13 protein-coding genes and 2 rRNA genes are annotated in these 12,568 nt (G+C 59.2%); 10 read left to right on the top strand and 5 right to left on the bottom strand.

Annotated features, from left to right (window positions below):
- The first annotated feature begins 114 nt into the window (after positions 1-114).
- From BLR31_RS12310 to BLR31_RS12265, 9 genes are all read left to right on the top strand, one after another.
- Complete coding sequence (locus BLR31_RS12310) at positions 115-783, top strand: DUF599 domain-containing protein (protein ID WP_090596819.1); 669 nt, start codon at positions 115-117, stop codon at positions 781-783.
- 13 nt (positions 784-796) lie between these two features.
- Entirely contained in the window at positions 797-1,309 is a 513-nt protein-coding gene (locus BLR31_RS12305; RefSeq protein ID WP_090596817.1) for a lysozyme inhibitor LprI family protein, read from the top strand.
- The gene (locus BLR31_RS12300) at positions 1,306-1,530 is read left to right on the top strand and encodes a hypothetical protein (RefSeq protein ID WP_090596816.1); all 225 of its coding nucleotides are present in this window, start codon (positions 1,306-1,308) and stop codon (positions 1,528-1,530) included. Before BLR31_RS12305 ends, BLR31_RS12300 begins: the two co-directional genes overlap by 4 nt.
- Positions 1,531-1,895: 365 nt before the next feature.
- The gene (bfr, locus tag BLR31_RS12290) at positions 1,896-2,381 is read left to right on the top strand and encodes a bacterioferritin (protein ID WP_090596812.1); all 486 of its coding nucleotides are present in this window, start codon (positions 1,896-1,898) and stop codon (positions 2,379-2,381) included.
- Between the two features lie 354 nt (positions 2,382-2,735).
- On the top strand, positions 2,736-3,827 hold the full coding sequence (locus BLR31_RS12285) for a polyamine ABC transporter substrate-binding protein (protein ID WP_090596810.1): 1,092 nt from the start codon (positions 2,736-2,738) through the stop codon (positions 3,825-3,827).
- 82 nt (positions 3,828-3,909) lie between these two features.
- Complete coding sequence (locus BLR31_RS12280) at positions 3,910-5,052, top strand: ABC transporter ATP-binding protein (RefSeq protein WP_090596808.1); 1,143 nt, start codon at positions 3,910-3,912, stop codon at positions 5,050-5,052.
- Complete coding sequence (locus BLR31_RS12275; protein ID WP_090596806.1) at positions 5,049-6,005, top strand: ABC transporter permease subunit; 957 nt, start codon at positions 5,049-5,051, stop codon at positions 6,003-6,005. Before BLR31_RS12280 ends, BLR31_RS12275 begins: the two co-directional genes overlap by 4 nt.
- Complete coding sequence (locus tag BLR31_RS12270; RefSeq protein ID WP_090596804.1) at positions 6,002-6,802, top strand: ABC transporter permease subunit; 801 nt, start codon at positions 6,002-6,004, stop codon at positions 6,800-6,802. Before BLR31_RS12275 ends, BLR31_RS12270 begins: the two co-directional genes overlap by 4 nt.
- A 14-nt stretch (positions 6,803-6,816) precedes the next feature.
- On the top strand, positions 6,817-7,983 hold the full coding sequence (locus BLR31_RS12265) for a pyridoxal phosphate-dependent aminotransferase (RefSeq protein ID WP_090596802.1): 1,167 nt from the start codon (positions 6,817-6,819) through the stop codon (positions 7,981-7,983).
- On the opposite strand, the gene BLR31_RS12260 is transcribed toward BLR31_RS12265, so the two are convergent.
- From BLR31_RS12260 to BLR31_RS12250, 3 genes are all read right to left on the bottom strand, one after another.
- Positions 7,980-8,810 (bottom strand): alpha/beta hydrolase, encoded by an 831-nt coding sequence (locus BLR31_RS12260; RefSeq protein ID WP_176762640.1) that lies wholly within the window; start codon positions 8,808-8,810, stop codon positions 7,980-7,982. The two genes, BLR31_RS12265 and BLR31_RS12260, sit on opposite strands and share 4 nt — an antisense overlap.
- Positions 8,811-8,903: 93 nt before the next feature.
- Positions 8,904-9,800 (bottom strand): alpha/beta hydrolase, encoded by an 897-nt coding sequence (locus tag BLR31_RS12255; RefSeq protein WP_244505043.1) that lies wholly within the window; start codon positions 9,798-9,800, stop codon positions 8,904-8,906.
- 98 nt (positions 9,801-9,898) lie between these two features.
- A complete protein-coding gene (locus tag BLR31_RS12250) occupies positions 9,899-10,522 on the bottom strand; it encodes a flavin reductase family protein (RefSeq protein WP_090597033.1) in 624 nt (207 codons plus the stop codon).
- 94 nt (positions 10,523-10,616) lie between these two features.
- On the opposite strand from BLR31_RS12250, the gene BLR31_RS12245 reads away from it, so the two are divergent.
- The gene (locus BLR31_RS12245; protein WP_090596798.1) at positions 10,617-11,819 is read left to right on the top strand and encodes an MDR family MFS transporter; all 1,203 of its coding nucleotides are present in this window, start codon (positions 10,617-10,619) and stop codon (positions 11,817-11,819) included.
- 304 nt (positions 11,820-12,123) lie between these two features.
- Here the strand turns inward: BLR31_RS12245 and rrf are convergent.
- Both rrf and BLR31_RS12235 read right to left on the bottom strand, forming a co-directional pair.
- Positions 12,124-12,239 (bottom strand): 5S ribosomal RNA (gene rrf / locus BLR31_RS12240).
- 68 nt (positions 12,240-12,307) lie between these two features.
- Positions 12,308-12,568, bottom strand: a 23S ribosomal RNA gene (locus tag BLR31_RS12235); the annotation flags it as partial.

Here is a 12,568-nt window from a genome sequence, read left to right as displayed (position 1 = left end):
GCATTGCCTCGCTCTGCTGCGACCTTGCCAATCGTCGATTGATTTTGCGGTCGCAACGCATCGGTGCCCGCGTTATCGTCGCGATGGATTCTGCCAATCGTAGAACGAGGACCGATGAACGCGTTTGCGCTATTTGCCTCCCTGCTGCCACTGGCCGCGCTTTATGCGTATGGCCTGGCGACGATGATCCTCGATCGGCACCGGCCGTCGATGTCGGCGCTGATGAACGAGCAGCGTTTCAACTGGGTGACCCAGGCCTCGAGACGCGACACGCCGCTCGATGCGATCCTCTCGGGCAATATCATGAGCTCGGTGTCATTCTTTGCCTCGACCACCGCACTTTTGATCCTCGCGATGTTCACGGTGATCGGGCAACTCCCGCAGTTCCTGCCGGCGCTTTCGTCCATTACCTTCGGCCAGCCGCATTCAGAATTCGACATGCAGGTCCACAATGTCGGACTGCTGGTCCTGTTCGTTTACGCGTTTCTCTCGTTCACGCTGTCGCTGCGCCAGTTCAATCATTTCTGCATATTGATTGGTGGGTTGGATCACACAAAACCGGCACCTGCTGAGGAAATTCGCACGATCGCGCGGATCAACGCCATGGCGGCGCAGCGCTTCAACGCAGGCATCCGCTCGTATTATTTCGCCATTCCGATGGTCGCCTGGTTCGTTTCGAGTTGGGCTGCCATCGCCGTGACCCTGGCCACCATCATCATGCTGCTGCATCGGGAGTATTTCTCCACGGCACGCTGGCTCGTGGCACGGATCACGCCGCACTGAAAAGGATACAATAATGCGCAAATTCACCCTGGCCCTAACGCTTGGCGTTCTTACAGCAGCCCCCGCGCTAGCGCAGGACATTACATTCACCTCGGCCGATGCCGAGCTGATGGTCGCGTGCACAGACGCGACGCTGGAGAGCCTTCATGCTGATGACGCCCAGGGTGCATCCGCAGCGCCTCTGAGAGATTGCATCGGCGCTGCCTCGGGTCCGTGCATGGAGACCGACGAGGGCATGACGACGATCGGCATGACCGAGTGCCTCGCTCGGGAAACCGACTGGTGGGATTCCCAGCTCAATGTCGACTATGCGGCCTTGCGCGAAGTTTTGGACGAAGACAGCGCCGAGGCGCTGCAGACCGCACAGCGGGCATGGATCGACTGGCGCGACGCCAAGTGCGAATTCGAATACACCTTTTGGGCCGATGGAACGATCCGCTCGATATATTATGGCTCGTGCGTACTGGATTTGACCGCTGAGCGGGCCATCGATCTCAAGACCTATGTCGGATGGGGTGAACTATGACCAAGGCCAATGCGAACCATCCCTGGCTACGCCCCGTATGGCGCCGAGCCCTTGTCGTCGCCATTCCCGCCGCGATGGCAGTCTGGGACCTGGTCAACGCCAATTACGGATGGGCCCTGCTTTTCGGCGGCATGACCGCGTACGGCATCTACACCTTCTTTATAGTCTGGAAGGACGACGGAGAGGACGGCCCGGACGCGCCCGGCGACGTGGAGAAATAAACCGTGCGACAAAGGTGATGTTGACAATCATCTTTTAGGCCGTATGTATGGGGCAAATCCAAGCACAGCCTCTTGACGTCCGATCATGCTCATCTGCCAGTGCAATCTGATTTCGAACACCGACATCGAGGATATCGTCGTTTCCATTCTCGACGAGGATCCCTGGCAGCTCGTCGTGCCTGCGCGTATTTATCGCGAGTTGGGCAAGCGGGGACAATGTTGCGGTTGCGTGCCGAACATTGTGGACATTATCGGCAAGGTCACCGAGACTTACCACCTCAAACTGGCCGGGAACGCCGCAAACCTTGTCGACGTTAGGTCACGTATGAAAAACCTGCGCAAGTCATCGCGCAACGGAGGTGAAAGTGAAAGGCGACGCAAAGATCATCGAGCGGCTTAACGAGGCGCTCTTCCTCGAACTGGGGGCCATCAACCAATACTGGATTCATTTCCGGCTTCTGGACGATTGGGGCTTCAAACGCCTCGCCGAAAAGGAACGTGCTGAATCCATCGAGGAAATGCACCACGCCGACAGGCTGATCGACCGGATCATCTTTCTTGAAGGCCACCCGAACCTGCAACGCGTTGCACCGTTACGCATCGGGCAGAACATCAAGGAGGTCCTCGAGGCCGATCTGGCGGGCGAACTCGATGCGATCAAATCCTATCGCGAGAGCCGCAAGATTTGTAACGATCTGGGCGACTACGTGACCCAGAAGCTGTTCGAAGACCTTCTGACCGACGAAGAAGGTCATACCGATTTTCTCGAAACCGAACTCGATCTGCTTTCTAAGATCGGCGAAGAGAAATACGGGCTCCTCAACGCGAAGCCGGCCAACGAAGTCGACTAAGCGCCCCCAAATTAGATTTTTCAGACCCCGGCCACCGCGCCGGGGTTTGTGTTTGTCACAAGGCCGTCAGACAGAGCAGCAAGACTGGGGGCGTTGCAAGACTGCAAAAATTTCGGGCAATCGTGCGGGCACGCTAACATTTTCGCTTTTCAGGGGTCACACTTGGCTGTAATCGGGAATTGACCTTTTTATGCCTAGCGGTCGGGTCCGCGCGCGGGGTTTAATCCTCGTACTCGATTGGTGAAGCGGCGAAGGGAGTGCCGTGTGGTTGACGCCGCCAAGAGCTAACTCCGGAGCAGTCGCACGACATCGTTCACCACATCCTTTTTTGCTCTCGAAAGGACCCTTGCCTCAATGAACAAGTCTTTGTTTCTCTTGACACTCTCAGCCTCGCTCGCCGCCGGCGTCGCAGTGGCCCAGGACCAGACCGTCAATATCTACAACTGGTCCGACTACATCGCCGAAGACACGCTGGAAAAGTTCACCGCCGAAACCGGTATCACAGCCAATTACGACGTGTTCGACTCCAACGAGATCGTCGAAGCGCGCCTTCTGGCAGGGTCCTCGGGCTACGACGTCGTCGTCCCTTCGGGGTTCTTTCTCGAACGCCAGATCCCGATCGGCCTGTTCCAGCCGCTCGATAAGTCCAAGATCCCCAATTTCGAAAACCTAGACCCTGCAGTGATGGCGATCGTCGAGGCTCATGACCCCGGCAGCCAGTATTCGGTTCCCTATATGTGGGGCACAACCGGACTTGGTTATAATGTCGGCATGATTACCGAACGGCTGGGCGAAGATGGCCCGCTCAATTCCTGGGACATGCTGTTCGATCCCGAAATCGCCAGCCAGCTCGCCGATTGCGGCATCTCGGTGCTCGACGCTCCGGTGGAAATGGTCGCGGCGGCGCTAAACTATCTCGGTCTCGACCCGAACTCGGAAGCCCCCGAAGATCTCGAGCAGGCTGAAGCGCTGATCAATTCGGTGCGCCCGCACATCCGGGTCTTCAACTCGTCGCAATACATTTCCGACCTGGCCAATGGTGAGATCTGCCTGGCCGTCGGCTATTCGGGCGACGTGTTCATCGCCGCCGATCGCGCTGCCGAAGCGGGACAGGGCGTTGAAATCGCCTATGTGATCCCCGAGGAAGGCGCCTCGCTCTGGTTCGACATGATGGCGATCCCGGCGGATGCTCCCAATGTCGATGCAGCCCACGCCTTCATCAACTTCATCCTTGAACCTCAGATCGCAGCCGACATCACCAATTATGTCTGGTACGCCAACCCCAACGCCGCTTCGCTCGACCTCGTCGATCCGGAGATCGCGTCGGACCCGGCGATCTATCCGACCGACGACGTGATGGCCAATCTCTTCCCGCTGCAGGCACGCTCGGCCAGTTACGACCGGCTGCTGACCCGCGCCTGGACCCGTATCAAGACCGGGGTCTGATCGACCCGGTGCATCTTTGCATGGCAGGGCGCTTTATGGTGCCCTGCCCTTTCCATTATTTTGGGGTTGAGGACGTCCTTTATTGAAGAAACCTCAGATCGCCGCCGATGCCCGTCCATGGCGTGACGCTGACGCGAAGCCGTTTGTCCGTATCCGCAATGTCACCAAGACCTTCGGCGATGTCTACGCCGTCGATGACGTGTCGCTCGACATCTACAAGGGCGAGCTCTTCTGTCTTCTGGGTGGATCGGGGTCGGGCAAGTCGACGCTGTTGCGCATGCTTGCCGGGTTCGAGACCATCACCAAGGGCTCGATCGAGATCGACGGGCAGGACATGGCTAATGTGCCGCCGTACCAGCGCCCCATCAACATGATGTTCCAGTCCTATGCGTTGTTCCCGCATATGACTGTCGAAAACAACATCGCCTACGGCCTCAAGCGCCAGGGCATGGCCAAGGGCGACATCGCCGATCGCGTGGCGGAGCTTTTAAAGCTGACCCGGCTCGAGCCCTTTGCCAAGCGTAAGCCGCACCAGCTTTCGGGCGGCCAGCGCCAACGCGTGGCCCTGGCCCGTTCGCTGGCCAAGCGCCCGAAACTGCTGCTGCTCGATGAACCACTCGGCGCGCTCGACAAGAAGCTGCGCGAGGAAACCCAGTACGAACTGGTCAAGATCCAGGAACAGCTCGGTGTGACCTTCATCGTCGTGACCCATGATCAGGAGGAAGCGATGACGCTTTCGACCCGGATCGGGGTGATGAACGACGGCAAAATTGCTCAGATCGGCGAGCCGCACGAGATCTATGAATTCCCCAATTCGCGCTTCGTGGCCGGGTTTGTGGGCTCGGTCAATATGTTCGAGGGCGTCGTTGCCGAAGACGAGGACGACCATATCCGCATCGATTCCACTGCCGAAGCGGGCTGCGACATCTATGTGAGCCACGGCGTCGACTGCGCGCCCGAACAAACCCTTTGGTACGCCATCCGGCCCGAAAAGATGGTGTTGACCCGCGAGCGCCCGGACGGCGACGCCAACATCACTCACGGGCTGGTGGAAGACGTTGCTTACCTCGGTGACATGAGCCTTTTCCGCATCGTGCTCGACAGCGGCAAGCGCATCCACGTTTCCCAGACCAATCTCACCCGATACGATATCGAAGGGATCAGTTGGGACGAGAAGGTCTATATATCGTGGGCGGCCGATGCCGGAGCGGTTTTGACCTCATGAGCACGGATGGCATAGTCACACGCCCGCGCCGCGCCCGGGATTTCGTCGTGGGATGGCTGAGCCGTGTCGGTATCAGCGGCCGAACGGCGGTGATCCTTGCGCCCACCCTTTGGCTGGCGCTGTTCTTTCTGATCCCGCTGCTCGTCGTGCTCAAGATCGCCTTCAGCGCCTTTGCGCTCGGTCAGCCTCCCTATCTGCCAATGTTTGCATGGGGCGCCGACGAGTCGCTGTCGATCACGCTGCATTTTTCCAACTTCCTGTTCATCCTCCAGGACGCGCTTTACGCCAACGCCTATATCAACTCGGTGCGGATCGCCGCGATCTCGACGGCAATAGCGCTGGTCATCGCTTATCCTATGGCGTGGTTCATCGCGCGGTCGGACGACAAATACCGCAATCTGCTATTGATGCTGGTGATCCTGCCATTCTGGACATCGTTCCTGTTGCGCGTTTACGCCTGGATGGGCTTTCTCGGTCGCAACGGCATCATCAACAACGCGCTGCTCGGGCTGGGGATCATCGACCAGCCCATCACGATGCTCCAGACCGAAGGCGCGGTGTTCGTGGGTATCGTCTATACCTACCTGCCCTTCATGGTGCTCCCGATCTATACGACGCTGGTCAAGCTCGACCAGAGCCTGATCGAAGCCTCGGCTGATCTCGGCGCGCGGCCCTTCATGACGTTCCTGACCGTTATCCTGCCGCTCTCGATGCCCGGTGTCGTGGCGGGCTCGATGCTGGTTTTCATCCCGGCCATCGGTGAATTCGTGATCCCGTCCCTGCTGGGGGGTGCCGATACGCTGATGATCGGGCGTGTCCTCTGGGACGAGTTCTTCGCCAATCGCGACTGGCCTGTCGCCTCCGCAGTCGCCATCGTCATGCTGGTGATCCTCGTGGTTCCGATCATGCTTTTGAGCCGAGCCCAGAACGCCGTGGTGGAGAAGGACGCATGAAACGCGGCACCTTCACCACTTTCATGGCGATCTTCGGGTTCGCCTTTCTCTATGCGCCGATCGTGTCGCTGGTCGTGTTTTCGTTCAATGAAAGCCGGCTGGTGACTGTATGGACCGGGTTTTCACTGCGCTGGTATGCGGCGCTGTTCAACGACTCTCAGGTGGTAGCAGCAGGCATCTTGAGTCTGCAGATCGCCGCCGTCAGCGCGACCATCGCGACGGTGCTCGGGACGCTGGCCGGGGTGACGCTGACTCGGCTGGGCAAGTTCCGCGGCAAGACGGCACTGACCGGCATGGTCTCGGCGCCGCTCGTTATGCCTGAAGTCATCACCGGGCTTTCGCTGCTCTTGTTGTTCGTCTCGATGGAGGCGTTGATCGGCTGGCCCGGAGGGCGCGGGTTCACCACCATCACCATTGCGCATTCCACATTCTGCATGGCCTATGTGACTGTGGTGGTACGCTCGCGCCTTATCGACATGGATCGCTCGCTCGACGAAGCGGCTATGGATCTAGGCGCCACGCCCTTGCGGGTATTTTTCGACATCACCCTGCCGATCATCGCGCCGGCGCTGATTTCGGGCTGGCTTCTGGCGTTCACGCTCTCGCTCGACGATCTGGTGATCGCGAGCTTTGTGTCGGGCCCGGGCTCGTCCACTTTGCCCATGGTGATTTTCTCCAAGATCCGTCTCGGCGTTTCTCCCGACGTCAATGCGCTCGCCACCATCATCATCGGTGTTGTCGCTATCGGCGTGGTTGCGGCGACATTGATCGGTGCGCGCCGCCAGACCAAAGCCTGACCAAACGAGGTATCATGACTGCCACTGCCCGGCCCCAAGTTGCGGCCCTCACCTCATCGCGCATCCGCGACATCGCCAATGCCGGCATGGGGCGCGACGACCTGTCGATCTTCTGGTTCGGTGAAGGCGACGAGGTGACCCCCGATTTCATCCGCGCGGCCGCCCAGGATGCCATTGGCAATGGCGAGACGTTCTACGTCCATAATCTCGGCCTGCCCGCCCTGCGCGGAGCCATTGCCCGCTATGAAAGCGCGCTGCATGGCATCGATATCACGGCTGACCGCGTAGCGGTAACCGGCTCGGGCGTATCGGCCCTGATGATCGCCAATCAGTTGATCGTGTCGCCGGGCGACCGCGTCGTGGTCGTTACGCCGATCTGGCCCAATATCGCTGAAGCGCCACGCCTGATCGGCGCTGAGGTGACCCGCGTGCCGTTGTCCATCGCCGATGGCCGGTGGTCCCTCGATCTCGATCGCCTGCTCGATGCGCTGACGCCCGACACGCGAATGGTGATCATCAATGCGCCGAACAATCCCACGGGGTTTACGCTCGACGTGGATGCGCAGCGCACGATTCTCGCGCATTGCCGTAAACATGGCATCTGGATCCTGACCGACGAGGTCTATGAGAGGCTGGTCTTTGATGGGCGCAACGCAGCGCCATCGCTCCTGACCCATGCCAGCCCCGACGACCGGATCGTGCGGGTCAATTCCTTCTCCAAAGCCTGGCGGATGACCGGCTGGCGGTTGGGGTGGTTGACGGTGCCAGAAGCCCTTATGACCGATGTGCCCAAAGTCATCGAATACAACACCTCATGCGCGCCAGCCTTCGTACAAAAGGGTGGCTTGGCCGCACTTACCGATCCGCGCGGCGAAGAGACCGTGTCTCGGCTGCGATCGGGACTGGCCGCCGCGCGGCGCACGCTGCTCGATGGCCTGGAAGGGCTGGGGCGGATCGAGGTGCCGGAGGCAGACGGCGCAATGTATGCGTTTTTCAGGATCGACGGTGAAGCCGACGATATGGCCGTTGCGAGGACGCTCGTCACAGATTTCGGCCTGGGGCTGGCGCCCGGCAGTGCGTTCGGCCCCGAAGGCGAAGGCTGGCTGCGCTGGTGCTTTGCCGCCAGCCCTGAAAAAATCGCCAACGGGCTCGAGAGGCTCGAGCGCTTCCTCAAACGCTAGCCGTTACCACTGTCATGGGTGGCGAGAAACGTCAGGATGTCGTCAAACACCGGATAGCGCCATCGCAGCGGCATGCTGAGCGTGTCGGCGTGGTTGGCGCCCTCGTAAACCTTGAGCTCCGCAGAGGCACCCGCTTCGGTCAACCCTTGCGCCAGAGCGACCGAATTGCGCACGCGCACCGTGTCGTCGCTGTCGCCGTGCAACAAAAGCATTGGTGGCGCATCGCCCTGCAAATGATTGATGGGCTGTGTCTGTTCGGGCTGCTCGAAATTCCCGAAGGCATTTTGCGAGGCCGGCACATCGAAGGGGAAGAAATCATAAGGGCCAGATAGCCCGACCACGCCGGATATCGGCGCATTTGCCACGCCGAACTCCCCATCAAGGGCCATCATGACCACATTATAGGCGCCTGCCGAATGGCCCATGAGAAAGAGATTGTCCCTATTGCCTCCGAAGGAAGCGACATTCTCTCTTAGCCATGAGACGGCAAGCGCATTGTCTGCCACGAAATTGGGATAGACGACGTCCGGCACCACACGATAGTCCGCGATGACGGTGACATAGCCACGCGCCGCAAATGCGCGACCGACAAAGGCGTAGTCAGACTTTTCCCCGCTCTCCCATCCGCCGCCATAGCTGAAATAGATGACTGGACGACCGACCTGATCACCACTTGGACGGTAGACGTCGAGACTATGGCGTGGGAGCGGGCCGTAGGCGATATTTCGCGTTACAACAACGCCCCCATCCTTGGGCACAAGGGCACCGAAGACGGCCACCGGAGAGAAAGCATTCGCGGCTCCGAACAGTGCAGCAAATACCCCCACGCCCAGCGCTCCTGCCCAAACGAGGGCTCGTCGTAAAAACCTCATCCCTACACTACGTGTGAGGACCCGCTTTGGTTTCGCTATGCTGAGAAATCAGGCGTCGAGCGCGCCGAGACTGGCGTAGAAATTGACTATATCGTCGAGCACCGGGGCGCGCCAGCGGAGCATCGCGCCCAGAGCGGTTACGATTTCCATATGACCGATACCATCGTAATAGCGCTCATCGACCGGCACCATGTTTTCGCGCAGTCGCGCGGCCAGTGCGGTGGTGTTGTCGGTCTTGACGATCAGATCGAGATTGCCCGTGGCGAGAAACATCGGCGGCGCCGCGCTGGTGACCAACCGGATGGGCTGGGTGCCTTCCGGATTTGGCGCATAGCCGAACGCCTCGCGCACTTCGTTGAACTCGAACGGATAGAAATCATAGGGCCCGGCAAGGCCCGCAACGCCACGAACGGTTAGCGTCGACCCGGCGTCGCGCAGAAAGGCCGGGTCCAGCCCGAGCATTACGGCATTGTAGGCGCCCGCCGAGTGGCCGGCGAGAAAGAATTTTTCCCGATTGCCGCCGAAGGTCGAGATATTGTCCTCAACCCATTTAGCAGCGACGGCGACGTCGTAAAGAAAAGCGGGATAGGTCACCTCTGGGACGAGGCGATAATCCGGGATCACGACCACGAAGCCGCGTGACGCCAGCGCGCGGCCGACGAAGTCATATTCCCAACGCTCTCCACGGCTCCAGCCCCCGCCGTAGATGAACATCACGACCGGCGCATTGGCCTTGGGGTTCTGCTGGACGTAAACGTCGAGCTTGCCGCGCGGGCCACCCGCATAGGGAATGCCATCGCCGATCTTGACCACACCGTTGTCGACGGCGGTCGGCAGATTGAACGGGTCCATGAGAGAGACGGCATGAGCCGGGCTGGACAGCAGGGAGCTCCCAAGCGCCAAGGCGCCCACCGAGCCGATAAAATGGCGACGCGAAAGAGTCATGACGGCGATACGATCGGATAAGACAACGACAAGTCCTGCTCTTGCCGCACAAACGCGACCAATTTGAGACCTATTTTCGGCGAAGTTTGCCCAATATATTAGCGCTGATTAACCTTTGGCCTGAACATCTCGAAGGTTTCCGTGGTCTCGATATAGTCACCTCGATAGCCGCACCGCGCTATGGTGCCCGCCTTGGTTATGTCGAACAACCCATCAACGAGATAGTCGGGATTGATGTGAACGCGGACCACTTGCCCGATCACCAGATGCGACGCAAGGGGCCGACCATCTAGATCGAACAGCGGCTTGATCTCGATAAGCCTGCACTCCATGGCAGCCGGCGCCGCTGCAACCCGCGGCGCGGCGACGATGTCGGAGGGCCACTTTTCAAGACCTGCCTCTTCGAACTCGTCGATTTCGGGCGCGAAATTGCCTGAGCTCAGGTTCATTGCGGTCGCGAGATCGCGTGTGGCGAGGTTGAAGACGAACTCGCCGGTCGCCTCGATATTGTCCAGCGAATCCTTGCGTCCCTCACTGCCGAAAATCAGGATGGGCGGGGCGGACGAAAACAGATTGAAAAAGCTGTAGGGCGCCAGATTGACGCGTCCGTTTCGGTCCTGCGAGGAAATCCAGCCGATGGGGCGCGGCGCAATGATGGCCTTTATGGGGTCGTGCGGCAAGGCGTGGCCGATGGCAGGGTCATAGGAATGATAGGCCGTCATCATGCGTTCCGTAATCGGGTTTAAGGCGGCCCACTTTGGCAATAGCGTGACGTGTGCCGATTGGGTGCGATTCGTTTAGGGCCAGAGTACACCGATGTTTTCCGCGCTCCGCCAGTTCAACCTCACTATCTGGCTCATCATTTTTGCGACATTTGCCGGCCGGTTCGTGCAGTTCATGATCTGGCCGTTTCTCGCCATCCTGCTTCACACACGGTTCGGGCTCAACGAACTCGAAGTGGGGCTGTTTCTCGCAGTGGCGACAATGGCAGGAATCGGCTTTGGCTTTTATGTCGGGTATCTCTCCGACCGCCTCGGCCGACGCAAGATCATCCTCGTCGGCATTGTATTGTCGGTTGCGGCAATGATCATGCTGGGGAGCGCGAATTCGCTCTGGATGCTGTTTGCCGGCACATTGATGCAGGCGGTTGCCCGCCCGATGGTTGAAGATCCCGGCCGCGCATTGATGACCGATATGGTCGAGGACCGCGCGATCAAAGATATGGCGCTCCATATGCGCTATTTCGCCCTAAACGTCGGTGCTGCGCTGGGTCCCATACTCGGGGCAGCCGCGGGCCTTACCGGCCAACAGGGCACGTTTTTTCTGCTCGGCGCGGTCAACGCCCTATATTTTCTCGGCGCAATCGTCGTTTTCCGCATCGAGCGCCCGCTTCAGGGATCCGCTATGGGCGCGCAATTTACCTTCCGCGAGGTTCTTGGCGTTCTTCGGCGCGACACGGCGTTCCTGCTGTTCGTGCTCGCAAGCCTTATCTGCTCGATCGGCTATGGCCAGATTGAATCGGGACTGGTGCAGTATCTGCAACAGCAATCCGTGCCGGATCTCGCGCTGCTCTATGCCATGCTGATCGGGCTCAACGCCGCAACGATCGTCGTGCTGCAGTTCCCCTTGCTCAAGCTCATGGAGCGCATCAGACCCTTCCATCGGTCTATGTACGGCGTCGCGCTGTTCGGCCTGGGATTTTTCGGCTTCGGCATTGCACCCATCGATCCGCCCTATGCGCTTTTCTTTGCAATGTTCCTACTCTCGATCGGTGAGGCCATCCTCTTTCCCACGATGAGCATCATCATCGATCGCATTGCGCCAAAGGACATGAAAGGCAGCTATTTCGGGGCCTTTTCACTGGCCGTCATTGGCTTTGCACTGGCGCCGCTCATCGGCGGCTACCTCCTCTTCAGCTTCGGCGGCTTTGCCTTATGGATGGTGATGACGGCTCTCGCCGTTAGTGTAGCCGGGCTGTACCTCCTCGCCGATCGGCAGAGCAGGAAATTGGACGACTAGAGCCGCATCGGCGGAGAGCGAGCACGGCAATCGCCGTGCTCTTACCGCCGATCTGTCCTGTGTTTCGACGCACCGTTTTGAGGCTCGCCTGACGGCTTTGGCTGAACGCAACTGGGGCCCTGGCGCACCCTACCCTTCCGCAGCTTAAGCTCGAGGCTGTCTCACAAGGCCTATCGTAGCGGTGACACGATTGGAGACAGAGAGCGTGCCATTGGCGCAGTTGCGCCCCTTGAACGCAAAAAGCCCCGCGTTTTTGCGGGGCTTTTTGTGTGTGTTGAGAGAAGTGTATTGGTGTGATTGTTAGACCTGGCGGCGACCTACTCTCCCGTGCCTTAAGACACAGTACCATTGGCGCAGAAGCGTTTAACGGTCGAGTTCGGAATGGGATCGGGTTCTGGGCGCTTCGCCATAGCCACCAGGTCAAACAATCACACCTGGTGTTTTTCTCGTGAACTGGTCTTTTTGATTACGATCATTGGTAAATGAGAACGATCGAGTCGATCGAGCTATTAGTACTGGTAAGCTTCATGCATTGCTGCACTTCCACACCCAGCCTATCAACGTGGTGGTCTTCCACGGCTCTGATAGGGAATACTGGTTTTGAAGGAGGCTTCCTGCTTAGATGCTTTCAGCAGTTATCCCGTCCGAACTTAGCTACCCTGCACTGCGGCTGGCGCCACAACAGGTCCACCAGAGGTTCGTCCATCCCGGTCCTCTCGTACTAGGGACAGCTCTTCTCAATATTCCAA

The sequence above is a fragment of the Pelagibacterium luteolum genome (genome assembly GCF_900100665.1).
Lineage (GTDB): Bacteria > Pseudomonadota > Alphaproteobacteria > Rhizobiales > Devosiaceae > Pelagibacterium > Pelagibacterium luteolum.
The sequence above is the reverse complement of the archived record's forward strand: the minus strand, read 5'-3'. Positions and strand labels throughout refer to the sequence as shown.

What these genes read in the sequence shown, in the direction of transcription:
- BLR31_RS12310 (WP_090596819.1), top strand. Translation starts at nt 115, where the DNA reads ATGAACGCGTTTGCGCTATTTGCCTCCCTGCTGCCACTGGCCGCGCTT.
- BLR31_RS12305 (WP_090596817.1), top strand. Translation starts at nt 797, where the DNA reads ATGCGCAAATTCACCCTGGCCCTAACGCTTGGCGTTCTTACAGCAGCC.
- BLR31_RS12300 (WP_090596816.1), top strand. Translation starts at nt 1,306, where the DNA reads ATGACCAAGGCCAATGCGAACCATCCCTGGCTACGCCCCGTATGGCGC.
- BLR31_RS12285 (WP_090596810.1), top strand. Translation starts at nt 2,736, where the DNA reads ATGAACAAGTCTTTGTTTCTCTTGACACTCTCAGCCTCGCTCGCCGCC.
- BLR31_RS12275 (WP_090596806.1), top strand. Translation starts at nt 5,049, where the DNA reads ATGAGCACGGATGGCATAGTCACACGCCCGCGCCGCGCCCGGGATTTC.
- BLR31_RS12270 (WP_090596804.1), top strand. Translation starts at nt 6,002, where the DNA reads ATGAAACGCGGCACCTTCACCACTTTCATGGCGATCTTCGGGTTCGCC.
- BLR31_RS12265 (WP_090596802.1), top strand. Translation starts at nt 6,817, where the DNA reads ATGACTGCCACTGCCCGGCCCCAAGTTGCGGCCCTCACCTCATCGCGC.
- BLR31_RS12255 (WP_244505043.1), bottom strand. Translation starts at nt 9,800, where the DNA reads ATGACTCTTTCGCGTCGCCATTTTATCGGCTCGGTGGGCGCCTTGGCG.
- BLR31_RS12250 (WP_090597033.1), bottom strand. Translation starts at nt 10,522, where the DNA reads ATGACGGCCTATCATTCCTATGACCCTGCCATCGGCCACGCCTTGCCG.
- BLR31_RS12245 (WP_090596798.1), top strand. Translation starts at nt 10,617, where the DNA reads ATGTTTTCCGCGCTCCGCCAGTTCAACCTCACTATCTGGCTCATCATT.